This window comes from Thermodesulfovibrionales bacterium (genome assembly GCA_035686305.1).
Lineage (GTDB): Bacteria > Nitrospirota > Thermodesulfovibrionia > Thermodesulfovibrionales > UBA9159 > DASRZP01.
Map to the genome: position 1 here is coordinate 1 of DASRZP010000045.1, position 22,137 is coordinate 22,137.

A 22,137-nucleotide genomic window follows, 5' to 3' on the forward strand; every position below is an offset into this window, starting at 1 on the left:
GTAACCCGCGATATTAATCGATAGAAGAATATGCGGAGCATCATGTGGGTCTTCGAGCAATGATACCACATCACAGTATCGTGATCGCAACTCGCGGGGCTTTCCGTCTGTTATAATTAATGGTGATAACAAGGGTGCAGGGAACCCAGCGCGAGGAGTACTGAGAATATGTGGAATGTCATAGGTGGATTTGTTGTAAGCAGCATAGCCGAGGTCGTCGTCAAAGAGATCGTTAAGGAGATCAGGAAACCGGGACGACCTTCAGCGCCTCAGCAAGAAGCTCCGGCCAAGCATCTCAGGCATACCAAAGGCCAGGTGATGATCCTCGATTGGATGCCTGCCCACGAGGACGCGTCGCCGCCCCAGGACAAGGCGGCTAAGGTCAGACAGCGGGCCGTCGGAAGAAGAAAATCGCCGCGGCGCCCTACATCTTCGCAGCGGCACGGATGAAATCGAGGTAGGCAACGACGCCGACAATCGCCTCGCCGTCCGTCACAAAAACCCTGGCGATATTGTAATTTTGCATGAGACCGAGAAGCTGGTCCGTGTCCATATCCCTCTTGACACAAATAACCGGTTTTGTCGCCACTGCCCCTGCTTTAATCTTTTTTGGATCCAGTTTTTGAGCGAGGACCTTGTTCACGATATCCCGCACTGCGATAACGCCGAACCCGTCCTTCGGTCCCTTCGGTTCTACCAGAACGGATCGGATCATCTTACGGGCAAGGAGTTGCATGACCTCCTCCACGGTAGCATCCGGCCGGACCGACTCGATTGATTTCGTCATGAGTTCATACGCCTTCATCGGACGTCCTCATACAATAGGGTATATCAGCGCCCCGCCTATCGTCAAGGGACCACTGATCGGAGCCTTACGACCCCCTTTCCTCCCCCGCGTGTAGGACAAATCTGACAGGACATCGAATAATCTCCCACAAGAAAATCATCATCTGTCTGATAGAAAAATAGTAGCTCTCCATCTATAGTGAAGAGATCATGATCTCGCATATGACGAAAAAGACAATACATGGAAGACCCCGAGAGATCGCACCATCTTATCTCATCGGCGCCGCTCGATCCAGGTTCGGTCAATAAGAGAAGGGGAGAGATATTGAAAGCAAGCGCCTTCTCACAGGCCCTGCTTTACCATCTGGAATGGAAAAGGAGATTCAGGAATTTTCTCGATGGAAAAGGGGATATGGCGGCTTCAGAGATCGTCTCCCCCGAAAAATGGAGACTCGGGAAATGGCTCTCCTCTCCTGAGATGTCCACATATTCGTCGCCCTCTGAAATTCAGGAACTCCAGAGATTGCATAACGAAGTCCATGAGACTGCCAAGCGGATATATGAGTTCAAGCGCGCCGGTAATTTATCTGCATCGAGAAGAGAACTGAAGGACTTCGACGATACTTGCATGAAACTCGTCTCCCTTCTGACCGCCAAGAACGTCCTGAATGTTTCACCAAAGGAGGAAAAATCAGTGTCAGTCATGAACCTCCTCAATAATTTCCTTTTCAGAAAGGGTTTCTTTGACTTCTTCCAGAAGATGGAGCGGGACGGCATTGAAGCCGCAAGGGCATTCTGGCATTCACATCCTTACAAGAACAGTCTTCCGCCGCAAGTCCCCATGATCTATGAAAAACTCATCGATTTTTATGTCGACATGAGTCTGATACCGCAAACAAGCTACAAGAAGCTTCTCAAGGAACAGGAGAGACTCCACTATGAGAATACCTTCCTCATGGGAACCTTCATGGAACTCCAGTGGAAGGTTTTCGCGGGGAGCGGAGAGAAGGTTCGGGAGGCATGGCAAGACGCCCTTTATGAACAGATTGCGACGAACAGGGGAATCGCTGAGAAGTTTTTCAACCTGTTCGTGGAGGCGAGCGCCTCTTTTTACGGGAAGGCAGCGGAGAAGCCGCGCTGCATGACGGGGAACCGTCGGGAGAAACGCCGTACGTATGACTCGCCCGTAGAATTTGTCTACAAAGACAATGTCGATGAAATAGTGAAGGGCCTTGTCATCAACATCAGCGATTCCGGGCTCTGCATCAATTCGTCAATTCCCCTCAAGAAAGGACAGGAGATCCTAATCAGGAGTTCTCTTCCGTCACGACACAAGGCTTTCATCGTTCAATGGACCAATGCCACCATAACAGGGTTTTCAGCGGGCTGAGCTTCCTGTTCATGTCATCAAAAGTATGTCACAAAGGTCTTTCCCTGCTAAGCCGATTGATATGCGCCGCCAACCTGCTCCCCCCCGCGCAATTGACGGCCAGCCTTGAGGATCAGAAACCGATGGTCTGGGGAGCCCTCGGGCAGGGGATTACATCACGGATGTTGCCCATGCCCGTGATGTACTGTACGAGCCGCTCGAAGCCAAGGCCAAACCCTGCATGGGGAGCCGACCCGAACCTTCGAAGGTCGAGATACCACTGCAGACTTTCGATCGGCACTCCTGTCTCCTCCATTCGGGCCTGAAGGACTCCCAGCCTCTCCTCGCGCTGGCTTCCGCCGATGATCTCGCCTATCTTCGGCACAAGGAGGTCCATTGCGGCAACGGTCCTCCCGTCTGCGTTCATCCTCATATAGAAGGCCTTTATCTCTTTCGGATAGTCCGTCACAATCACCGGACCATGAAAGACCCTGTCCGTAAGATAACGCTCGTGTTCGGACTGGAGGTCTGATCCCCAGGCTGCCGGGAATTCAAAATGCTCTCCTGAGCGCTTCAGCTCTTCTATCGCATCGGTGTATGAGGTATGGACAAAGGGAGTTTCTGCAAGCTTCCTGAGCTCCTCAACGGAGACCTTCTTGTACTGCTTCTCAAGGAATGCGAGCTCCTTCTCCCCCTTTTCGACAGCTCTTGCGCACAGGAAACGGAAAAAATCCTCTGCCAGCTGCATATCATCCCTGAGATCCGCAAAGGCCATCTCGGGTTCGATCATCCAGAACTCTGAGAGATGGCGCGAAGTATTCGAGTTCTCGGCCCTGAAGGTCGGACCAAAGGTATAGACATTCCCAAGGGACAGGGCCAGAAATTCTGCTTCAAGCTGCCCGCTCACCGTCAGAAAGGCTCGTTTGCCAAAAAAGTCTCTGCCGAAATCTATGTCACCGTCGCCCTTCCTGGGGAGACTTTCGAGATCAAGAGACGTAACCGAGAAGAGCTCGCCGGCGCCTTCACAATCGCTGGCTGTGATGATCGGGGTATGGACCCAGAAAAATCCTCGGCCCTGAAAAAAATCATGGACAGCAGAAGCGAGGATATTTCGCAGCCTGAAAATTGCACCAAAGGTGTTTGTCCGCGGTCTCAGATGACCTATCTCCCTCAGAAACTCAAGGGTATGCCCTTTCTTTTGCAGAGGGTATTGATCAGGATCTGCCTCGCCGATGACTTCGATCTCAGAAGCCTCCACTTCAATCTTCTGACCCTTTGCCGGCGACTCCTTCAGGATTCCCCGTGCCCTGATGGCTGCCCCGGTATTACAGCGGTGCAGCTCACGAAAAGCGGGAGTGTCACCAGGGATGACGAGTTGCAAAGTCTCCTGTGTCGAGCCGTCGTTCAGGGCGATGAAGGCAAAGTCCTTTGATTCTCGCCTCGTCCTCACCCACCCGCATACCGTAACCGGTTGCCCCGGCTCTGCCTCACGGAGAATATTCCTTATCAATGACCGTTCCATTACAACCTCCGGGATGCCCTCTCTGCTGAACTTTCAGGCCGACCGCCTGTCACGTTATTGCGCCCATTCAGGTCGAGCCCTGACCGGCCGTACAGCTGTAACAATGTTCCCCGACATTGATTGTTCTTCCGACAAGCCGGTGATAATCAAAGTCGGTGATGTGTTGGCCGCAGGAAGCATGAACGCCGAGGCCGAGCATCTGATTGAAATCGCAGTCATGAAGTGTCCCTTTCCATCCGACATTCACCACATGTCTGCACATCAGACCATCGAGGGTTTCGGGATTAAATGCTGTTACGAGCTTTTCCATATACCTTTCGAAATTGCCGCTCCTAACCAGATAGTCCCTGAATCTCCCGATGGGCACGTTTGAGAAGGTGTAGAGATTGTCAAAGGTTATGCCGAATCCTCTGAGCAACTCTCTCTTATAGTCATCTTCCAGCGTCTTCTGCTGAGGAGAGAGGAAGGCGCCCGAGGGGTTGTAGACGAGATGCAGTTTTTTCTCCGATCCCTGCACACCGTAACCGAGGCTGTTTAATATTTTGAGGGCCTCAATACACTTCCGGAAGGTCCCCTTCCCCCTCACCCTATCGACATCATTCTCCAGATAGAAGGGTAAGGAAGCGATGACCTCGACGTTATTCCTGCTGTAGAATTGGGGCAGTTGTTCCATTCCCTTCTCAAAAAAAATGGTCAGGTTCGTGCGAACCATGACGTGCCTGCCGATTCCCCTTGCCTCCTCGACAAGGGAAAGGAAATGTGGATTCATCTCCGGCGCGCCGCCGGTTATGTCAAGGGTCTCGATATCACTCTCTCCCAACACCCCGATCACTTCCTCAAGAGTCTCCCTTCTCATAACTTCCTTCCTCCCGGAACCGGCACTGACATGACAATGCTTACAGGTCATGTTGCAGAAATACCCCAGATTCACCTGAAGTATTTTGACATCAAGAGAGACAAGAGGACCGCCATGAATGTCCGATATTCTGTCTTTGAATTTCTTGTTCATAATTCGAGAGTATATCTCCTGTCCCCTCCAGAGTACCTCTTTTTTATTGTATCAATTATGCCCTGATCTCTGTCCTGCTGACAGGTGAAGATATCTGTCCCACCGCCCTGAGTTCGTCTCCTCGATACCATATTGTAACAAAGACTGAGTCGGACCTTGAAACAATGCCCGTTAGAGCGCCTGAACTAACCCCGCCGCTCAGCGGCCTAATGGTATACTAATTGAAATGGAACGAAAACGTGATACGGGTTCAAGGCAAGACGGGAAGGAGGCCGTCATATCCTCCTACCTGGATATCGTGGCCAGGGAGGCTGAGGAGTATGCATCGACCCATACATCACCCCTGTCGCCGCTCATCGAGGAGGTGGAATCCTGCACCCTGACAACGATGCCCTATCCAAACATGCTCACCGGAAGAGTCGCAGGCAGGTTCCTGCAGTTTGTTGCGCAGCTCTCCGGCGCGCAGCAGGTCGTCGAAATCGGCACCTTCACCGGTTACTCAGCCCTTGCCATGGCAGAGGTTCTGCCTGAAAACGGCCGAATCCTGACCATCGAGAATAATCCTGGTCATGCGAAGATCGCCCAGGGGTTCTTCGACCGAAGCCCCGTCGGCTTCAAGATCACCCTGCGCCTGGGAGATGCCCTCGAAACACTAAAGACGCTCCCTGCCGGAACGACGGACCTTGTCTTCATCGATGCCGACAAGCACAACTATAGCTCCTATTACCGGGAGGCGATGCGGATAGTACGGAGGGACGGATTGATCCTTGCCGACAATGCCCTGTGGTATGGAAGGGTCTTCGACCCGCAGGACGAGGAAGATCGTGCAATTGCAGATTTTAACGAATTGGTGAACGGGGACAGCCGAGCCGAGAAGCTCTTCCTTACGATCCGCGACGGGATTTATGTAATAAGGAAACGCTGAGAAACAACAGGATAGCTCTCTTTCATGCGCCTCCCTGATCCAAGACGGGAGACCGATGCCTTTTCCGCAGCATAATCATATGAAACGAAAATATAAAGAAGCCTTAACAAAGGCCCTTGACAAGCCCTCAGGAAATGTGATAAATATCTTCTATTAGCACTCTCCACAGGTGAGTGCTAATGCATTGATTCAGCAGTTTAAACAACAAATGCAAAGGAGGTGACGTCCCATGTTATGGTCAGATTTGGAAAGGTTCGGAAGAGTCCTTGACCCGTGGCATGAGCTGGAGGGAATGAGTCGCGCGCTGAGGCGGGCCGCACTCCCTTCGACTCTGGAGTTTCCTGCAACAAACGTATGGGTATCTGAGGACAGCGCAGTGGTCACAACCGAGGTGCCGGGGATAGACCCTGATGCCCTCGAAATCTCCGTCCTAAAGGATTCCCTTACGCTGCGCGGTTCACGGCCAGCAGTAGAGCTGAGAGAAGAGGAGTCCTATCATCGAAAGGAACGGTGGAGCGGCCAGTTCACCAAGACCCTTCAACTGCCGTTTCCTGTTGATCCCGGCAAGGTGGAAGCGAGGTTTGCAAAGGGGGTCTTACGCATTGCCCTCCCCCGCGCAGAAGCAGACAGGCCCAGAAAAATCCCGGTCAAATCTGAATAGTATCTCCAAGGAGGTGAATGAAGAATGACGGATACGGCAAGAGAGATGCAGAAGAAAGAGGCGGGCACTCCCGAAACAGGGGAACGGACAAGAGCAACCCGGATATATGCACCGCAGGTTGATATCATTGAACGGAAGAACGACATCATGGTAATCGCCGACATGCCCGGTGTTGACGAGACCTCCGTTGATATAACCCTTGAGAAGAATATCCTGACGATCTACGGAAGGGTCGACGTTGAGACTCCCCAAGATCACAGACTCTCTCTTTCAGAGTACGGAATCGGAGATTATCAGAGGGTCTTTACCCTGTCCGATGAGGTCGACAGGGACAAGATTCAGGCAACGGTAAAAAACGGGGTCTTAAGCCTTGTCATGCCCAAGGCAGAGTCGGCAAGAACAAGGAAAATACCGATCAAGGCGGAAGGCGTTGGAGGAGCCTTGAATCTCGGCTGAACGAAGAACCATTCCGATAAAAGGAGGTATTTGTCATGGCTATCAGGAACCTTGTACCCTTTGGAAAGAAAGGTGTTCCGGTGAGACGTGAGGAGGAGAGTCCCTTTGCCCTGCTGAGGCGTGAGATGGACACTCTCTTCGACAACTTTTTCCGCGGTTTTGATATGGAGCCTTTTGAGGGTCGCTTCGGCGCCTTCAGTCCAAGAGTCGACGTGACAGAGAAGGACAAGGAGATCAAAGTTTCCGCAGAGCTTCCTGGCATGGATGAAAAGGACATTAACGTATCGATCCATGACAATATGCTGACCATTGAAGGCGAGAAAAAAGAAGAAAAAGAAGACAAGGGAAAAGACTACTACAGGATAGAGCGCTCCTATGGCTCCTTCAGCAGGACTATCCCACTTCCTCTTGAAGTCGAAACTGATAAGGTCGAAGCCACGTTTAAAAAGGGTGTGCTCGTCGTAACGCTTCCAAAAACAGCCAAGGCTGTGGCAGAAACGAAGAAGATCGCCGTAACGACTGACTAAGTGAGTGCGTTGGCCGGCATGGGGGACGTTTCATGGAGATCTCTGTGCCGGCCCGCCTCATGATCCATTCAATGCACCTTTCAAAGAAGAAGTGAATTACTGCGCTAAGCCGTTCGAAGGAAGTTGTTCATCAAAGCCACAGTCTGCGGTATCGCTTCAAGATTGAGGGTGTGTCCAACGCCCGGAATCACCTCAAACCTGCTTCCGGGAATTAAGTCTGCTGCTTCCCTTCCCATGTGGACGGGGAACAACACATCCCTCTCACCATGAATGACCAATGTAGGCGCCTTAATCTTCTTGAGCTCTTCACGGTAATCCCCTCTCAGATGTATGGCTGCCATAAGTTTCTTGAGCGCCCATGGGTCGTTGTTCGCCTCAATGCGCGACCTCTTCAATGATTCCAGAGGAATGAGAGGGTTTTCGAAATAGCCTTCACCGAGGACGACGGGGAGCATGATATCGAGCATGAGGGGATAACCGCCGACATCAAGGGCCCTCTGCCAGGAAAACTCAAGGGCGTCATAATATGGAGTCTTTTGCGCGAAGGTGGAGAGGAGGACCAGTCTTTCGAGCATTCCGGGATAGTTTACGGCAAAGTGCTGCGCAACGAGGCTCCCGTATGATATGCCGATAAGGTTCACCCTCTCAGCCTTCAGAGACTCGAGCAGTCCCTTCACATCTGTGGCGTGCCGGTCAAAATCACGGACCTCCCCTTCTTTATCAGACCGGCCCTGGAAGATGAAGTCGAGGAGGATTATGCTGAATTCCCGTTCGAAGGCCGGGACCGTGAGCATCCATGCCAGCGTCGATTGGGCGAGGCCGTTCAGAAAGACGAGGGATCTCTTTGATCGGACATTCCCCTGTGTCTCGTAATAGAGGTTCAGATTGTCAGAAGTCCTAAAATACATGTAATGATATCTCTCCTATGCCGTAACGGATCGTATGCCTTCTGCTATGACGCTCATGAGCCGTTCCAGATTCTCGATGACGATGCTGAGGGGAGGCATGATCACGACAATATTTCCGAGGGGCCGTATGAAGATGCCCTTTGCCTTTGCATAATGGGCAACACGCCATCCCATCCTCTCTTCCCAGGGGTATGGCTCCTTTGTAGCCTTGTCCCTGACAAGCTCAATGCCTGCCATGAGCCCCCTGCTCCTCACGTTCCCGACATGGTCGAGAAAGGCTATATCCTTCAAGAAAGATTCCATCCTTTCGATCTTCGGTCTCAGCTGTCCGAGGGTGTCCTCGTTGTGAAAGATGTCCAGGCAGGCGAGTGCCGCCGCACATCCCAGGGGATTGCCGGTATAGGAATGGCCATGGAAGAAGGTCTTCAGATCCCTGAACTCGCCAAGAAAGGCGTTATAGATCTCGTCGGTGGCTACGGTTGCCGCGAGGGGCAGATACCCTCCTGTCAGCCCCTTTGACAGGCAAAGGATATCTGGGATGACTGCTTCGTGCTCGCAGGCGAACATCCTTCCCGTCCTTCCAAAACCTGTTGCCACCTCATCGGCTATCATGAGCACTCGGTACCGCGTAGATAACTCCCTCACCCCTCTAAGGTAGCCCGGTGGACTCACGATCATACCGCCTGCTGCCTGAACAAGGGGTTCGACAATGACGGCGGCGATCTCTTCCGAGTGCTTCTTCAGAATGTCCTCCATGGCGCCGAGACAGCGGAAGGTACAGTCTGGATGGCTTTCATCGAACGTGCATCGGTAGCAGTATGGTGACGGCGCCCTGTACGTCTGGAAGAGAAGTGGACCAAAGGCCTTGTGAAAGATGTCGATGCCCCCGACGCTCACTGCGCCGAGGGTGTCGCCGTGATAGGCATTCTCGAGGGAGAGGAAAGCGGTTCTGCCGGACATCCCCTTATGAAGCCAATATTGAAAGGCCATCTTGAGGGCCACCTCAACGGCAGTGGAACCATTATCAGAGTAAAAAACCTTGGATAAAGGAGGAGCGATGGAGGATGAATCGTTGTGGGGCGACGCTGCCGTGTGCAATAATCCTATAAGTCTCTCGGCCAAGGTGATCGCCGGTTCGTTGCTCAGCCCGAGCATGGTGCTGTGGGCGATCTTCGCGAGTTGCGTCCTGATCGCATCGTCAAGTTCCCTTTTCCGGTGGCCGTGCATATTGACCCATAATGAAGAGACCCCGTCAAGATACCAGTTCCCGTAAATGTCCTTGAGAAAGCAGTCTTTGCCTTCAGAGATGATGACGGGTCTCTCATCAAGCCAGTCCTTCATCTGTGTAAAGGGATGCCAGATGTACCGTTTATCGAGCCCTTCAAGGCTTCTGTTCTTGTCGATCATGTCCATGCTTCTTCGCCAGTTCCATGAACCCGAATATCTTAAGGTCTATGAAATCCCCCTTGCTCACAAACCGGGCCAGTTCCTCTTCCACCTGGTCAAGGGGGATTTTCAACACCTCGATATCTTCGGTTTCGTCCCTTCCCTCTATGCCTTTGAACTGAAGCCCCCTCGCAAGAAAGACGGTCAGGACCTCGCTCGATGAGCCGCTTGAGAGCGGACCTTCTGCAAGAAAAATGATCTCGGCGGCCTCGTATCCTGTCTCTTCCCGGAGTTCCCTCAACGCGGCATCCTCATGCCTCTCGCCTCTGTCATTCAGGCCCGCAGGGAATTCTACTACGTAATTCTTCACGGCAGGTCTGAATTGTCTGATCAGGAGCACCTCCCCCTGATCAGTGATCGGAACAATCGCGACAACACCGTCGCAATTGACTCTCTCGACAGTCTCCCAATTCCTCAGCGCCCCTTCAGAATCCCTGTAGGTCAGTTTGAGGCATCTGAGGTATCTTCCTTCCCAGACCGGCTCTCTGTGAACGATCGTATACTTGCCCATCGGTGCTTCTTCGCTTTGGTCCATACGCTGATTTGACTTAAATCATAGATAACTTCCGCTTTTTTTTCAATAATGGGTGTAGATTCAGCACAGCTGGAAATACAGAGGGGGTGTCTTTATGAGCAGGAAAACCGTAACCCATCAAAGGCCTATCTGTCCTTCTGGTGGTTGACCATATCGATGATATTCATCGTTCTCACGATAACCGGTGCGGGCATGGTCCAGACCTACATGGAAAGGCTCATGGGGCTTGATTATGTCGCCGTCAAGACGACCTGCAACCTCTGGTTCTGGATATTGAGGGCGATCTTCGGCTTCGGCTTCGGCTTCGGCTTCCTCATCGGAGTGGGATCTTTGTCGCGGACTACTTCACGCTGGGGAAGAAGCCGGTGCCTGCTGTGAGCGCAGCTCCTGAAAGAGCCTGAAGGGGCAAAGATTCTTCGAGACGGGGAGAGTGGTTGAAGACCGCTCTCCTTTTTATTTATCATACCGCCATGAGAGAATATGTCTTATGGTGCTCTCTCTTCCTGTTTCTGCCGTCACCGTGTTCCGCCACTGCGGACTATGCACGGCAGACCGGGATGGAGTGCAAGGAATGCCATGTCGACGCCGTAGGCGGAGGCGACCTCACGGCCGCAGGAAAGCGGTTCCTCGCTGATATGAAGGTCAGGGGTCTTTACAGACCTCTGTCGACTCCACAGAAAATCGTTCGGTTCATCATCGGGTACATTCATCTCCTCACCGCTATTGTCTGGTTCGGAACTATCTTCTATGTGCATATCCTTTTGAAGCCTGCCTATGCAGCAAAGGGACTGCCACGGGGCGAGCTCCTGCTCGGCTGGGTGTCGATCGTCATCCTCTCGATTACCGGAGTCCTTCTGACCATAGCGAGGATCCCCTCATGGAATGTGCTCTACACCACGCGCTTCGGCATCCTGCTCAGCGTCAAGATCTTTCTCTTCCTGATTATGGCTGCAACGGCATTTGTCGTGACCTTCTTCATTGGGCCGAAGCTCAGGAGAAAACTAATAACGCGGTGGCAAATTGATATCAGCAGAGGGAAGCAGGACCTGACGCCTGAGGAACTCCAGAGCTTTGACGGTAAGGAAGGCAGACCTGCCTTTGTTGCTTATAAAGGAAAGGTCTATGACCTTACCGGGTCCAGGTACTGGAAGGACGGCTCACACGCAAGGAAACATATTGCCGGTCGCGACCTCACCGATGCCCTCAGGACAGCCCCCCATGGAGAAGACAGGGTCCTCGCGATGGCTGAAGTCGGGAAACTCCTTGGAGCAGGGCAGAAGATCCCAAGACCTCTTCCGGAAAGGGTATTCTATATTCTCGCCTATATGAACCTTGTCTTTGTTTTTCTCATAACCTTCATCATAGCGCTCTGGAGATGGGGCTAGTATCGAAATACCGTAGGAGGTAATGCCGTGCAAAAGAAAATCATCCCGATCCTTTCCCTCGTTTTTTTCATGGTGCAGGCTCTCTCTTTCTTGTCAATGTCTTCAGCAGCTCAGGATCTTCATTCTCCCTCCGACCGTGAGGCGTCGTCACCTGCAGGCTCAAACCCTCTCGTCGACGAGATGGTCCTCCTGGACAGGGTCTTTCAGGAAGTGGTCTCTGCCGTTGCATTGGGAGGTGGTCAGAGAGTCCATAGGGCTTTGGAATCACTCCATGGGACTATGGAAAAGACTGCCGACGGTATCCGCTCAGGCTCGGTAAGGGTCCCCATAAAGGCAAACCGTGTCAAGGAGTTCATGAAGCTCGACACTAAGTTCCACAGGGACATCGAGGCCCTTGCCCGTGCTGCGGACAAAAACAATCAGCCGAAGATGCTCTCCCTGACCAAGAAACTTCTTGAGGGCTGCGTGACTTGTCACCGTACTTTCAGACAACAGTGAGAAGAGGGCCGATCTCTTTCGAAATGTTTCGTGCCTATAACCGGCAGGAAAGGCAGAAGCATGATTTAGATCATAGAAAGAAAAATGCTATACCGGTAGCATTACGACATAAGCGTTTAGGTCTTTCTCCCGTGCTGCCTGTCTCCCCCTCCATATAGACAGGCAGCACTCCCCCTTTCCCACCATCCCGAGAGCACGAGCAGGTATGATGTATCTCATAGCATGGATTCTCGTCTCCTGGTATAAATAGATACAAAGAGGATCATTCGCATGTTTCCCATCATGAAAGCAAAGGAGCGAAGATGAAGTTTTCCGACAGTCTTCTCAGGTATAGGCGGATAACCCAAATAGCCTTTGTCATGCTCATTTTTCTCGTGCCTGTCCTGGATATATTCCGCTATGATACGCACGCCGGGGAATTGATCGTCCTCGGTCAGGCATGGAGCCTCGGCCTGAAGCAGGGCTTCTATGCTGACCAGAGCGTTTCCGGAGCCACCCACGTGGCCGCGCATTTTCTCCTGAAGGCAGTACTCCCCTGGGTAGTCATACTCTCTGTCTTTCCCCTGCTCGACCCCGACGTGCCACGAACGAACAGGCTGCCTCAGGCAAGGCCTCACTCCCATCTCTTACAGAACGAACAGGATACTGTTACACTGGAGATACAGCGTAGCTAATTTCATTTCTCAACAGGAGGTGGTATGGAAGTATTGGATCTCAAGAAGTTGATAACATTTCATCCTGACAGGATTTCGAGGGAGATGCTCTCTGATAAGCCTGAGATGCGCATCGCCCTCATGTGTCTGAATCCCGGCCAGAAGCTCGACCCTCACAAGGCGCCGATGAGGCTCCTCATGTACTGTGTACAAGGCAGGGGCACCTTCATTGTCGGCGGCGAACGCAGGGAGGCCGACGAGAAGACCTGCATCCTCTGCGACCCGATGGTGCCCCATGGCTTCGAAGCGGATAAGGGAGAGAAGCTTGTCGTCATGGCAGTTGTGACGCCGGCTGATTAGTTTACCGTAATGTTAAAAACAATGGGCAGGTAGGCATGGACCGAAGCCTGTACATGCGATGAAATCCCGACAATGAGGTATCCGAGGTCTTCAACGAGAGTCACCACCCCCATTGAGCATTCAGCGGCAGTCGGCAACGTTGAAAGGCATCGCGATACAGGGCTTCTCAGCATACCTGCCTTCTACTTCCTGAAAACGTCCAGCTCTTCGGCATTGCGCGGAGCGATACGGAGGCAAGACTGATACCCTATATTGATTACAGCCTCTGCGTGGGCTGCGGAGCCTGCGCCGAGATCCATCCATCGTTCTTCATCATACGAGATGAAAAGGCGTGGTTGCTGAACCATGAGCAGTTCATACCCGAGGAACACGGAGACCTCGTCTTCAGCTGTCCCTTCCGTGCCATAACAATCGAATGACTGAGAAAAGGACCGCCATTGAATCATTGAATATCGGCCTGCCGAGAAAGGAGATCTTCCAGGACAGGGAGATCTTCACCGGGATCTGCAAACGTCCTGTATCCGGCCCCATAGGGCTCGGGAAGACGGGGTTTGAAGGTGACGGGGTCGGGGATCTGAAACATCATGGAGGGTTTGACAAGGCTGTTTGTGTCTACAGCATGGATCATTATCCCTTCTGGGAGAAGCTTCTCGGAATCAGATTGCCTGCTGCTGCCTTTGGCGAGAACCTCTCTCTTTCCAATCTCCTTGAAGAGGAAGTCTGCATCGGAGACATCTTCGACCTGGGAACGGCGATCATACAGGTGAGCCAGCCCCGGCAGCCCTGCAGTACTCTCGCGGCCCGGTATGGGAAGACCGATTTCATCAAGCTCGTCATAGATTCAGGCCGTACCGGATTTTATTGCAGGGTGCTTCAGGAGGGCATCGTAGAAAGGGAGAGTCCTTTTACCTTGAGAGAGCAGGACTCCCGTGGGATAACAATCGCCTTTGCCAACCATATTTACCATCATGACAGGACGAATTGTGAAGGGTTGAGAAGGGTCCTCGATGTGCCTGCCCTTTCCGAGTCATGGCGTCACTCTTTCCACGAATTAATCAAGAAGTGCGAGTAAGATGTTCGGCAGGCTTCAGGAATCTTCTGACGATCGCCATATTCCTTCTGTCATCGTCTTCGCTTTTTTTCGGCGTCTCAAGGACCAGGGGGGCCTCCATCAGTGCGGGATGGTTGATGAGCCTTTCAATCCCCCTCTTGCCGATCGTCCCCGCACCGATATGTTCATGCCTGTCAACTCCTGAATGAAAGGACCTCTTTGAGTCGTTCAGGTGAATGAGTCTTATGCTTTCCAGACCGAGGGCTTTCTCAGCCTCTGCCATCATCATGGCCAATCCTTTTTCGCTCGTCAACTCATAGCCTGCCTGAAAGGCATGACAGGTGTCTAAGGTCACGCCGCCGATCAACGGGCTGTCAGTCCCGTCGATGATCTCTGCAAGGTCCCTGATACGCGATGATATGTCTCCCCTCTCGCCCGCAGTATTTTCGAGGAGGAGTCTCGCTTCCCAGCTCTTCTCCCTCGATATTCTCTTGAGGGATTCAATAGCCCTTTTCCGTGCAGTCTCTTCGGCATCTCCCGATGCGCTGCCCGTGTGAAGCACGACATATTCCGCGCCGAGGAGATCTGCCAGGTCCATTTCCTTCATGAGGAGCGTTACCGATCTCTCAAGGGTATCGCTATTTGAAGCCGCAAGATTTATGAGGTAGGAGGTGTGAATGAAGACCGGGTTAATATCATAGACCCTTCGCAGTTCCCGGAAGAGTGAAACCGAACCCTGCGGTATGCTGCCCACAGACCATATCCTCGGGTTGTGGGAAAAGATCTGGGCGGTGTTGCAGCCGAGTTCCTTTGCCCTCTCCATCGAGAGATGAACACCTCCGGCAATGGATGTATGCACTCCGAGCCTTCTCTTCACTTCGCTCCTCACATCACAATGTAGAACAATCTTGAATAATATGCAATGAAATATTACAATCATAGCCATGAAGCTGCTGAAGAATTCACGGGAGACAGCCCTCTTCCTCTCTCTGCTCAGGGAGCGCACGTCGGGTGCCGGCAGGATTGAAGGGACTGTGAAGAAGGTCCTCTCGGAAGTCAGGACGAAGGGTGACAGGGCGGTTCTCAAATACACCGAGAAGTTCGACTTCCTGAAGATACGAAGCATAAGGATATCCTCTGCCGAGATAGCACGATACGCCGGCAAGGCCGACAGGAAGATACTCAAGTCCCTTGAGACCGCTGCGAAGAGGATTCGCGCCTTCCACGAGATGCAGAGAGAGGAATCGTGGTCCTTTTCTGAAGACGAAACGGTCCTCGGGCAGATCGTACGGCCCCTTGAGCGGATCGGCGTCTATGTGCCCGGCGGCAAGGCGTCCTATCCTTCCACGGTCCTTATGAATGTAATACCTGCCCAGGTGGCAGGGGTTGATGAGATCGCACTCTGCGTTCCGACGCCGAAAAACGAGATAAATCCCTCTGTCATGGCAGCAATCATGATGCTCGGGGTCACGGAGGTCTACAGGATCGGCGGGGCCCAGGCAATCGGCGCGATGGCCTATGGCACCAGGACGATGAGGAGGGTTGATAAGATCGTCGGCCCCGGCAATATCTATGTTGCCACGGCAAAAAGACTGGTCTTTGGAGAAGTGGACATCGACATGATAGCCGGTCCCAGTGAAGTGCTTGTCATCGCAGACGAGACGGCAGATCCCGTCTTCACGGCTGCCGATCTGCTGAGCCAGGCAGAGCACGACGAACGGGCAGCGGCCATCCTTGTTACGGACTCGCTCCCTTTTGCAAAGGCAGTGAAGGAAGAGATAGAGCATCAGCTCTCCGGGTTGGAAAGAAAGGGGATAGCAGAGAGCTCTCTTGAGAGCTACGGAGCGATCATCGTGGCCAAAGATCTTAAGCACGCTGCAGGACTTGCCAATGAGGTTGCACCTGAACACCTCGAGGTCATGACGAGAAATCCCTTTGATCTCCTGCCGATGATCAGGAATGCCGGCGCCATATTCCTGGGACCCTGGACACCTGAGCCGCTGGGAGATTATGTGGCAGGCCCCAATCATACCCTTCCCACAGGAGGGACAGCCCGCTTCTTCTCCCCTTTGGGAGTCTATGATTTTGTGAAGCGCTCAAGCCTCCTGAGCTTCTCAAAGGCAGGGTTCATGAAACTGGCAAAGACCGTGGAGACCCTGTCGGAGAGTGAGGGATTAAGCGCCCACGGCAATACGATAAAGGTGAGGCTTGACAGGCGTTAGGCAAATGTCCGTCGAAAGCGAGATCTATGAGAGAACTTGATATAGCGAAACTGGTGAGACCCTCTGTTCTTCGTCTCCGGGCCTATGAGGCAAAGGAGATTCCCTGCACGGTGAAGCTCGATGCCAATGAGAGCCCCTATGCCTTAGGGAGAGATCTTTTCAGGGGCCTCAGGGGACTTGAGACGAACCGTTATCCGGACCCTGAGGCAAGGAAACTCAAGAAAATCATCGGCAAGCGGTTTGGGGTATCGCCTGAGCGTATTCTCCAGGGAAACGGCTCTGATGAGCTCATCTATTATCTTGTCTCGACCTTTGGCGGGCCTGTCCTTTATCCCTTTCCAACATTCTCGATGTACGGCATCACCTCTCAGGCCCTTGGAGAGAAGGCGATAGCCGTTCCTCTTGACCGTGAATTTGATATTGATTTGGAGAAGACGGGTAAGGCCATAAAGAAGGAGAGGCCGAAGATCATCTTCTTAAGCTCTCCGAACAACCCCACGGGAAACTGCTTTTCCTCGGAAAAGATCCTGAAGATCATCGGGATGTCAAAGGGGATTGTCGCTGTTGACGAGGCATACCAGCCCTTTTCGAGCGAAAGGGGTTTTCTGCCGCTCCTGAAGGACTACAAGAACCTCGTCATTCTGAGAACGCTGAGCAAGATAGGCCTTGCAGCCCTCCGTCTCGGCTTTCTTATCGCCGACCCTGGGATAATCAAAGAGGTCAACAAGGTGAGACTGCCCTTTAATGTTAACTCACTCTCTCAGGCAATAGCGGTCGAAGCCTTGAAAGACAGGGCCGAATTCAGTGCCACCATAAAGACGATCGTCTCCGAGAGGGAGCGTCTTTTGAAGGAGATGGAAAGAAGGGACGGCATCGAACCCTTTCGCTCTGAGGCAAATTTCATCCTCTTCAGGGTCAGGGACCCTGGCCGGGTTTATGAAAGACTGTTGAAAGGAGGTGTTCTCGTGAAGAATCTGAATGAAATGGTACGGGGATGTCTCAGGGTGACGGTTGGGACGCCTGAAGAAAATACGATCTTCCTGAAAAGGATGAAGGAGGCTCTGCATGAGAAAGGCGACAGTTGAGAGAAAGACCAAAGAGACCGATATAACGATCAGTCTCAATCTGGACGGAAGGGGCGGGTACAGCATAAATACCTCCATCCCCTTCCTTGACCACATGCTCAGTCTCCTCTCCTTTCATAGCCAGATAGACCTCGAGATCAAGGCGAAGGGCGATATCGAAATCGACTACCACCATCTCATGGAAGATCTTGGTATCGTCTTTGGAGAGGCGATCAAAAAGGCGGTCGGTGATAAGGGGGGCATCCAGCGTTACGGCAATGCGACAGTCCCCATGGATGAGAGTCTCGCCCAAGTCGTGATCGACCTCAGCGGAAGGCCCTATCTCGTCTATAAAGTGAAACAGCCGAGAGGCTCTTTGAGAGGCTTAGAGGTCTCGCTTTTTGAGGATTTCTTCAGGTCCGTCACAAACCACGGGATGATGAACCTCCACATCCTTGTCACCTATGGAAGGGACCTCCACCATATCTTCGAGGCTATCTTCAAGGCCTTTGGGAGGGCGTTGAGAGAGGCCGTCGCGATAGACCCTGCGATGAAGGGACTGCCGAGTACGAAGGGGAGATTATAAGACTATAATAAGTACTGGCATGCACAATCTTTCGCCCCGGAAACGGTCCCCGGCATGACGATGGATGAGTTGTGTGGTTAAGACCTTACCGAACAGACGCCGTATACTTCCGATGAGTTCGATTCGAAACGAGGACTATTCAGGAATGGCTATCTGAGAACATATCCTTCCTGTAATTGACAGCTGCCGGCCAGGCATGAGGAGTGTCACTTGCGAGCGGAAATCGTTGCCTGACAAACCTCTGTGAACGAGGTGCGCGGTGCAGTCGGGTCTCACGCTCCGGTTCAGGCTTTTTGAAACAGATGCATCATGAGAGACAGGTCGCCAGACACCTTGTATCTCTGCTCCTTGAGCATTTGCCGGCCATCGGCCTTGCCTGTCAAAATGTCCATCCAGACTTCGAAAGGAGTCTCGACGGTGAGGTCAGGACTGGCCGAGGTTCCGCTTTGAGCACCGACCTTCCCCGTCTCGATGGTGAAATAGCATGCATCCTCCACTTCACCAAGAAACCTGAACTGTAGGACCACCTTCTTTTCGCCAAAAGCCTTAGCATTGAGCCCGAGAGGGAAAAGTAGCAAAAAACTCTCTATAGAGTCCGGGCGTGGAACCATCTTCTTCTCTGCGAATTCCTTTACGGTCACTCCTTCTGCGATGCAGGTCTTCCACATGACGTTGGCCATTCCCGCGAAGAACTGCGGTTCCATAAGGGGTTGGGTGATCCTCGCCATTGTCCCGGTGGAAATCTGCATAGACCGGACCAGTTCTCGCCCTGCCTGCGCGGTGGCGTCCAGTACGTCGTCCACTTTCTCTTTGAGAAACGGACTCATCATAATTTCGGCTCCGGGTCGGTAGATTTCGCCCACAAGCTTTCGGCCGGGAGAATCGAAGACGTACCTCATGTGCGCTGACAGAGCATTGAAGTGGCCCTCGTCAGGCATCCCGGAGACGGAGAGTACGACTACTGGCGGGTACTTGCCACGCACCGGATGAAACATCCGGCCTTCGTGAATCTCAAAGAACGGTTTAATCGCAGGAAGAATACGTTCGATAAATGCCTTGAGAGTTGCGTTTATAGTGTAGTTATACAGGGGCGTTGCATAGACGACGAGGTCCGATTCCAGCCACTTTGGGAGCAGATCTTTGGTCATGTCGTCCTTGTGGATGCATGTTCCAGGAGTCTTTGTCCAGCACGTGAAGCAACCTATGCAATTCCTGATAGTTTTCTCACGCAAGGTCACTACCTCGACCTCAGCGCCGGCTTCACGCATGCCTCCGACAAGGTGATTCATCATCAGTTCAGTCTTACTCTGGCCGCCGCCCCGTGGGCTGGAATTAAGTGCCAATACCTTCATGGTACACCTCCTGGTCTTGCTCAACTGCCGCATTCTTTCCGAGCGAAGCAGATTTTAGATGGTAAAAAAAAGTTGTTGAAAATATTCCCAGAAATACCAAGTGACGCATTGTGAACTCATTGAAAAAAAAAGATGATGAATCTTCCTGAGTTCTTATATGTATGATATCATGAAGTCAGAAAAAGCCCACCGGGTCCGCTAATTGTTGGCTTGGAAGGAGAGCAGACATGGACGCTAAATTACTTTATCGTAGCCAGAGTGCGTACTTCATGAAGGGACATACGCGGCCCGCTGAATTCCGGATTCGGCAGTGCGAGACGTTGAAACAGGCGGTTCTGGAGTACGAGCCCCAGATTCTCGCTGCCGTCGCCAAGGACATGGGAAGACCCGAAACCGAGGCCTATACCAGCGAAGTGATGATGATCATCAAGGAGGTGGACCACGCGGTGAGGCACATTCGCTCGTGGATGAAACCTAGACGCGTGAGAACGAGTTTGATGAACCGGCCGGGCAAGAGCTACATTCTGCCTGAACCCTATGGCAGTGCTCTCATAATCGGGCCATGGAACTATCCATTCCAGTTATTGCTCTGTCCGTTAGTCGGCGCCATCGCGGCAGGCAATACCGCCGTGCTGAAGATATCAGAGATCGCAGAGCATTCCGCCAAGGTGATTTCGGAAATGGTGAACAGATACTTCGAGCCGGAATACATCGCGGCTGTGCAGGACGGTCCAGAGGAAACCCAACAGCTTCTTGATCAGGAGTTTGACTACATCTTTTTCACGGGAAGCGCGGCAGTAGGCAAGATCATCATGGGAAAGGCAGCAACCCGTCTGACTCCCGTCACACTGGAGTTAGGGGGTAAGAATCCATGTATCGTGACGCCGGAGACAAGACTCGAAACGGCGGCCAGACGTATCTGTTGGGGCAAGTTTTTCAACGCGGGGCAGACCTGTATTGCCCCAGACTACATTCTGGTGCAGGAATCCATAAGAGATTCGCTGCTCACCTCGCTCAAGGACACGCTCACGCAGTTTTACGGCGGCAATATCAGGGAATCGGCTGACTATGGAAGAATCATCAACCAACGGCACTTCCAAAGACTGCTGCACCTGATGGAGGATCAAGAGGTCTCCTTTGGCGGTGAGACCCACGAATCGGAACTCTTCATTGCACCCACCTTGTTACAGGATGTGTCCCCTGAAAGTCCTGTCATGCAGGAAGAGATCTTCGGTCCTCTCCTGCCTGTGCTGACATACAGATCATTGGATGAAGCGATCCGTTTCGTCCGTTCCTTACCGAAGCCTCTAGCACTTTATGTATTCTCTGATGACAGAGCGACCCAGAAGCGGATTCTTCAGGAAACATCCTCCGGGAGTGTCAACATTAATGAGACGTTTTCTCAAATCACTTCCACAACGTTACCGTTTGGCGGCGTAGGGGAGAGCGGCATGGGTTACTACCACGGCCAGGAAAGCTTCAGGACCTTTACCCACAATAAGAGTGTGTTGCATCGTGCCATCCGGTTTGACAACCGCTCGAAGTATGCCCCGTATCGCACACCACTCAAGTATCTCAAGCGGGTGATGCGCCTGATCGGCTAGGAAACGGGCATATGCATAGTTCTCTCAAAAATCTTCACTGTTGCAATAACTTGAATCACGTTGGTTAGTCGGTGTTAACGACAGCGGATGACTTGAGAAAGCAACGTTGCTTTCCTGAAGAAACTATCAGACAGGATTTTACCGTCCACTTTCCGTCGGGTCAAGTGTGAGCAACCATAAATGTTATGCCTGAGGTGAGAAACCAAATCTTGCGTGAAGAAATCCTGAAAGTCTGACCGTACAGACCAATAAGGTCGACTTCTCCTCGATACGCAGAGCCGTTTCCGCGGCATGACGAAGTTCGCTCTCTATAGGTGGCTTACCGATAAAAGCAACCGCGGGCACGACAGGACTTCTCACTAGGCCTGGCTTTCCGAACACGATAATTTTGTGCTCCTGGAGGATATTCCGTATTATAAAATTCCATGATCAGTGCGAATCGAGTATGGTAAACTGAAATTACAACGAACCAATCGATGTGAGGATGAGCTATGCGTTTTCGTGTGATGTTATCTCTTATCTTCGTTCTGTCGTTAATCAATGGTGAGCATCTTTTCGCTGATGAGGCCGTTCCCTTTGCTGAGCGGAACGGCGTCAAGTACGTCACCGCGTATATCAATGGAGTGCCTATGGAACTTGTCTTTGACACAGGATCCAACAAAGTTGTCCTTAACAGCAGCGGATTCGAGCGCATCGGCGGCACGGGACTCGACGATACCAAGAGGCTCCAGATACACACTGCTGGCGGAGTCACCGAAGGGTACGTGATAAAGATCAATTCAATCAGGGTCGGAAACATCGAAAGAAACGATTATGAAGTCGCATACGTTCCTGCATCCACGGCAAACCTTTTGGGCGCCTCTTTCTTCAACAGTTACAGTTATTTTGTTGATGAAGACTATAAAGTAATACGGATCGTTCCTAAAGGCAGTTATTTTCTCGACAGCCCTGAAAAACCTGTGGTTGATCGGCAGAAAACCGGGTCCGGACGTATCGAGGTAGAGATTGACGGTGAGAAGTTTATGTATGAGGGCGGTAAACTGATACGTCAAGGGCCTTAACGGGAGGATAATGGACAACTTGAATATACCTGACCTGCTGAGAACGATCGAGGCCGGAAACAGCTTGTTCTATGTCGTTACCGATAGCGAGCAGAGCACCGAACGAATTGTAGCCGAGGCCGCAGCCATGACAGGGGCCGGGAGTCCCTATGTCTGG

At 52.2% G+C, this 22,137-nt stretch carries 27 protein-coding genes; 17 read left to right on the forward strand and 10 right to left on the reverse strand.

The features are described 5' to 3' along the window. Nucleotides 1-168 precede the first annotated feature (168 nt). Nucleotides 169-450 (forward strand): hypothetical protein, encoded by a 282-nt coding sequence (locus tag VFG09_04965; protein ID HET6514490.1) that lies wholly within the window; start codon nucleotides 169-171, stop codon nucleotides 448-450. Here the strand turns inward: VFG09_04965 and VFG09_04970 are convergent. Next, nucleotides 425-805 (reverse strand): CBS domain-containing protein, encoded by a 381-nt coding sequence (locus tag VFG09_04970; protein ID HET6514491.1) that lies wholly within the window; start codon nucleotides 803-805, stop codon nucleotides 425-427. The genes VFG09_04965 and VFG09_04970 overlap by 26 nt on opposite strands. A gap of 222 nt (nucleotides 806-1,027) precedes the next feature. On the opposite strand from VFG09_04970, the gene VFG09_04975 reads away from it, so the two are divergent. Next, on the forward strand, nucleotides 1,028-2,176 hold the full coding sequence (locus tag VFG09_04975; protein HET6514492.1) for a CZB domain-containing protein: 1,149 nt from the start codon (nucleotides 1,028-1,030) through the stop codon (nucleotides 2,174-2,176). Nucleotides 2,177-2,288: 112 nt separating this feature from the next. Here VFG09_04975 and asnS read toward each other — a convergent pair whose 3' ends face one another. Together asnS and arsS are read right to left on the reverse strand one after the other, a co-directional pair. After that, nucleotides 2,289-3,677 carry an asparagine--tRNA ligase gene (gene asnS, locus VFG09_04980; protein HET6514493.1) on the reverse strand — a complete coding sequence of 463 codons (1,389 nt, stop codon included), beginning with the start codon at nucleotides 3,675-3,677 and terminating at the stop codon, nucleotides 2,289-2,291. 67 nt (nucleotides 3,678-3,744) lie between these two features. Continuing rightward, a complete protein-coding gene (arsS, locus tag VFG09_04985; GenBank protein HET6514494.1) occupies nucleotides 3,745-4,686 on the reverse strand; it encodes an arsenosugar biosynthesis radical SAM (seleno)protein ArsS in 942 nt (313 codons plus the stop codon). Nucleotides 4,687-4,912: 226 nt separating this feature from the next. Here arsS and VFG09_04990 point away from each other — a divergent pair, with 226 nt between their 5' ends. The 4 genes from VFG09_04990 to VFG09_05005 all read left to right on the forward strand — a co-directional run bounded on the left by VFG09_04990 (nucleotide 4,913) and on the right by VFG09_05005 (nucleotide 7,255). Then, the gene (locus VFG09_04990) at nucleotides 4,913-5,611 is read left to right on the forward strand and encodes a class I SAM-dependent methyltransferase (protein ID HET6514495.1); all 699 of its coding nucleotides are present in this window, start codon (nucleotides 4,913-4,915) and stop codon (nucleotides 5,609-5,611) included. 229 nt (nucleotides 5,612-5,840) lie between these two features. Further along, the gene (locus tag VFG09_04995; GenBank protein HET6514496.1) at nucleotides 5,841-6,272 is read left to right on the forward strand and encodes an Hsp20/alpha crystallin family protein; all 432 of its coding nucleotides are present in this window, start codon (nucleotides 5,841-5,843) and stop codon (nucleotides 6,270-6,272) included. A gap of 24 nt (nucleotides 6,273-6,296) precedes the next feature. Then, nucleotides 6,297-6,728, forward strand: coding sequence for an Hsp20/alpha crystallin family protein (locus tag VFG09_05000; protein ID HET6514497.1), 432 nt, complete (start codon nucleotides 6,297-6,299; stop codon nucleotides 6,726-6,728). Between the two features lie 35 nt (nucleotides 6,729-6,763). After that, nucleotides 6,764-7,255: an Hsp20/alpha crystallin family protein gene (locus VFG09_05005; protein HET6514498.1), complete on the forward strand. Its 492-nt coding sequence runs from the start codon at nucleotides 6,764-6,766 to the stop codon at nucleotides 7,253-7,255. A gap of 104 nt (nucleotides 7,256-7,359) precedes the next feature. On the opposite strand, the gene VFG09_05010 is transcribed toward VFG09_05005, so the two are convergent. The 3 genes from VFG09_05010 to VFG09_05020 are packed head-to-tail and all read right to left on the reverse strand — an operon-like array spanning nucleotide 7,360 to nucleotide 10,120. Further along, entirely contained in the window at nucleotides 7,360-8,163 is an 804-nt protein-coding gene (locus tag VFG09_05010; GenBank protein ID HET6514499.1) for an alpha/beta fold hydrolase, read from the reverse strand. A gap of 15 nt (nucleotides 8,164-8,178) precedes the next feature. Continuing rightward, entirely contained in the window at nucleotides 8,179-9,576 is a 1,398-nt protein-coding gene (gene bioA, locus VFG09_05015; protein HET6514500.1) for an adenosylmethionine--8-amino-7-oxononanoate transaminase, read from the reverse strand. Beyond that, a complete protein-coding gene (locus tag VFG09_05020; GenBank protein ID HET6514501.1) occupies nucleotides 9,545-10,120 on the reverse strand; it encodes an NUDIX hydrolase in 576 nt (191 codons plus the stop codon). The genes bioA and VFG09_05020 overlap by 32 nt, the downstream gene beginning before the upstream one ends. Nucleotides 10,121-10,300: 180 nt before the next feature. Here VFG09_05020 and VFG09_05025 point away from each other — a divergent pair, with 180 nt between their 5' ends. The 5 genes from VFG09_05025 (at nucleotide 10,301) to VFG09_05045 (ending at nucleotide 13,040) form a co-directional block, all read left to right on the forward strand. Next, nucleotides 10,301-10,522: a hypothetical protein gene (locus tag VFG09_05025; GenBank protein HET6514502.1), complete on the forward strand. Its 222-nt coding sequence runs from the start codon at nucleotides 10,301-10,303 to the stop codon at nucleotides 10,520-10,522. A 56-nt stretch (nucleotides 10,523-10,578) separates the two neighbouring features. Continuing rightward, nucleotides 10,579-11,529 (forward strand): CopD family protein, encoded by a 951-nt coding sequence (locus VFG09_05030; GenBank protein ID HET6514503.1) that lies wholly within the window; start codon nucleotides 10,579-10,581, stop codon nucleotides 11,527-11,529. Nucleotides 11,530-11,556: 27 nt separating this feature from the next. After that, a complete protein-coding gene (locus tag VFG09_05035) occupies nucleotides 11,557-12,027 on the forward strand; it encodes a hypothetical protein (GenBank protein ID HET6514504.1) in 471 nt (156 codons plus the stop codon). A gap of 302 nt (nucleotides 12,028-12,329) precedes the next feature. Continuing rightward, complete coding sequence (locus VFG09_05040) at nucleotides 12,330-12,701, forward strand: hypothetical protein (GenBank protein HET6514505.1); 372 nt, start codon at nucleotides 12,330-12,332, stop codon at nucleotides 12,699-12,701. Between the two features lie 24 nt (nucleotides 12,702-12,725). After that, complete coding sequence (locus VFG09_05045) at nucleotides 12,726-13,040, forward strand: cupin domain-containing protein (GenBank protein HET6514506.1); 315 nt, start codon at nucleotides 12,726-12,728, stop codon at nucleotides 13,038-13,040. On the opposite strand, the gene VFG09_05050 is transcribed toward VFG09_05045, so the two are convergent. After that, complete coding sequence (locus VFG09_05050; protein ID HET6514507.1) at nucleotides 13,037-13,213, reverse strand: hypothetical protein; 177 nt, start codon at nucleotides 13,211-13,213, stop codon at nucleotides 13,037-13,039. The two genes, VFG09_05045 and VFG09_05050, sit on opposite strands and share 4 nt — an antisense overlap. A 9-nt stretch (nucleotides 13,214-13,222) precedes the next feature. Then, nucleotides 13,223-13,411: a hypothetical protein gene (locus VFG09_05055; protein HET6514508.1), complete on the reverse strand. Its 189-nt coding sequence runs from the start codon at nucleotides 13,409-13,411 to the stop codon at nucleotides 13,223-13,225. A gap of 44 nt (nucleotides 13,412-13,455) precedes the next feature. Between VFG09_05055 and VFG09_05060 the strand changes: the two genes are divergently transcribed. Further along, complete coding sequence (locus tag VFG09_05060; protein HET6514509.1) at nucleotides 13,456-14,112, forward strand: MOSC domain-containing protein; 657 nt, start codon at nucleotides 13,456-13,458, stop codon at nucleotides 14,110-14,112. Here the strand turns inward: VFG09_05060 and VFG09_05065 are convergent. Then, nucleotides 14,096-14,968, reverse strand: coding sequence for a deoxyribonuclease IV (locus tag VFG09_05065; protein HET6514510.1), 873 nt, complete (start codon nucleotides 14,966-14,968; stop codon nucleotides 14,096-14,098). The genes VFG09_05060 and VFG09_05065 overlap by 17 nt on opposite strands. 67 nt (nucleotides 14,969-15,035) lie before the next feature. Here VFG09_05065 and hisD point away from each other — a divergent pair, with 67 nt between their 5' ends. From hisD to hisB, 3 genes are read left to right on the forward strand one after another with little or no spacing between them, the layout of a single operon-like run. Then, complete coding sequence (gene hisD / locus VFG09_05070) at nucleotides 15,036-16,313, forward strand: histidinol dehydrogenase (protein HET6514511.1); 1,278 nt, start codon at nucleotides 15,036-15,038, stop codon at nucleotides 16,311-16,313. A 26-nt stretch (nucleotides 16,314-16,339) separates the two neighbouring features. After that, nucleotides 16,340-17,398, forward strand: coding sequence for a histidinol-phosphate transaminase (gene hisC, locus VFG09_05075; protein ID HET6514512.1), 1,059 nt, complete (start codon nucleotides 16,340-16,342; stop codon nucleotides 17,396-17,398). Next, the gene (hisB, locus tag VFG09_05080) at nucleotides 17,379-17,963 is read left to right on the forward strand and encodes an imidazoleglycerol-phosphate dehydratase HisB (protein ID HET6514513.1); all 585 of its coding nucleotides are present in this window, start codon (nucleotides 17,379-17,381) and stop codon (nucleotides 17,961-17,963) included. The genes hisC and hisB overlap by 20 nt, the downstream gene beginning before the upstream one ends. Nucleotides 17,964-18,247: 284 nt before the next feature. Here the strand turns inward: hisB and VFG09_05085 are convergent, their stop codons facing one another. Continuing rightward, a complete protein-coding gene (locus VFG09_05085; protein ID HET6514514.1) occupies nucleotides 18,248-19,315 on the reverse strand; it encodes an NAD(P)H-dependent oxidoreductase in 1,068 nt (355 codons plus the stop codon). 227 nt (nucleotides 19,316-19,542) lie between these two features. Here VFG09_05085 and VFG09_05090 point away from each other — a divergent pair, with 227 nt between their 5' ends. Then, entirely contained in the window at nucleotides 19,543-20,919 is a 1,377-nt protein-coding gene (locus VFG09_05090) for an aldehyde dehydrogenase (protein HET6514515.1), read from the forward strand. A gap of 491 nt (nucleotides 20,920-21,410) precedes the next feature. Beyond that, complete coding sequence (locus VFG09_05095; protein ID HET6514516.1) at nucleotides 21,411-21,980, forward strand: retropepsin-like aspartic protease; 570 nt, start codon at nucleotides 21,411-21,413, stop codon at nucleotides 21,978-21,980. The last annotated feature ends 157 nt before the right edge of the window (nucleotides 21,981-22,137 follow it).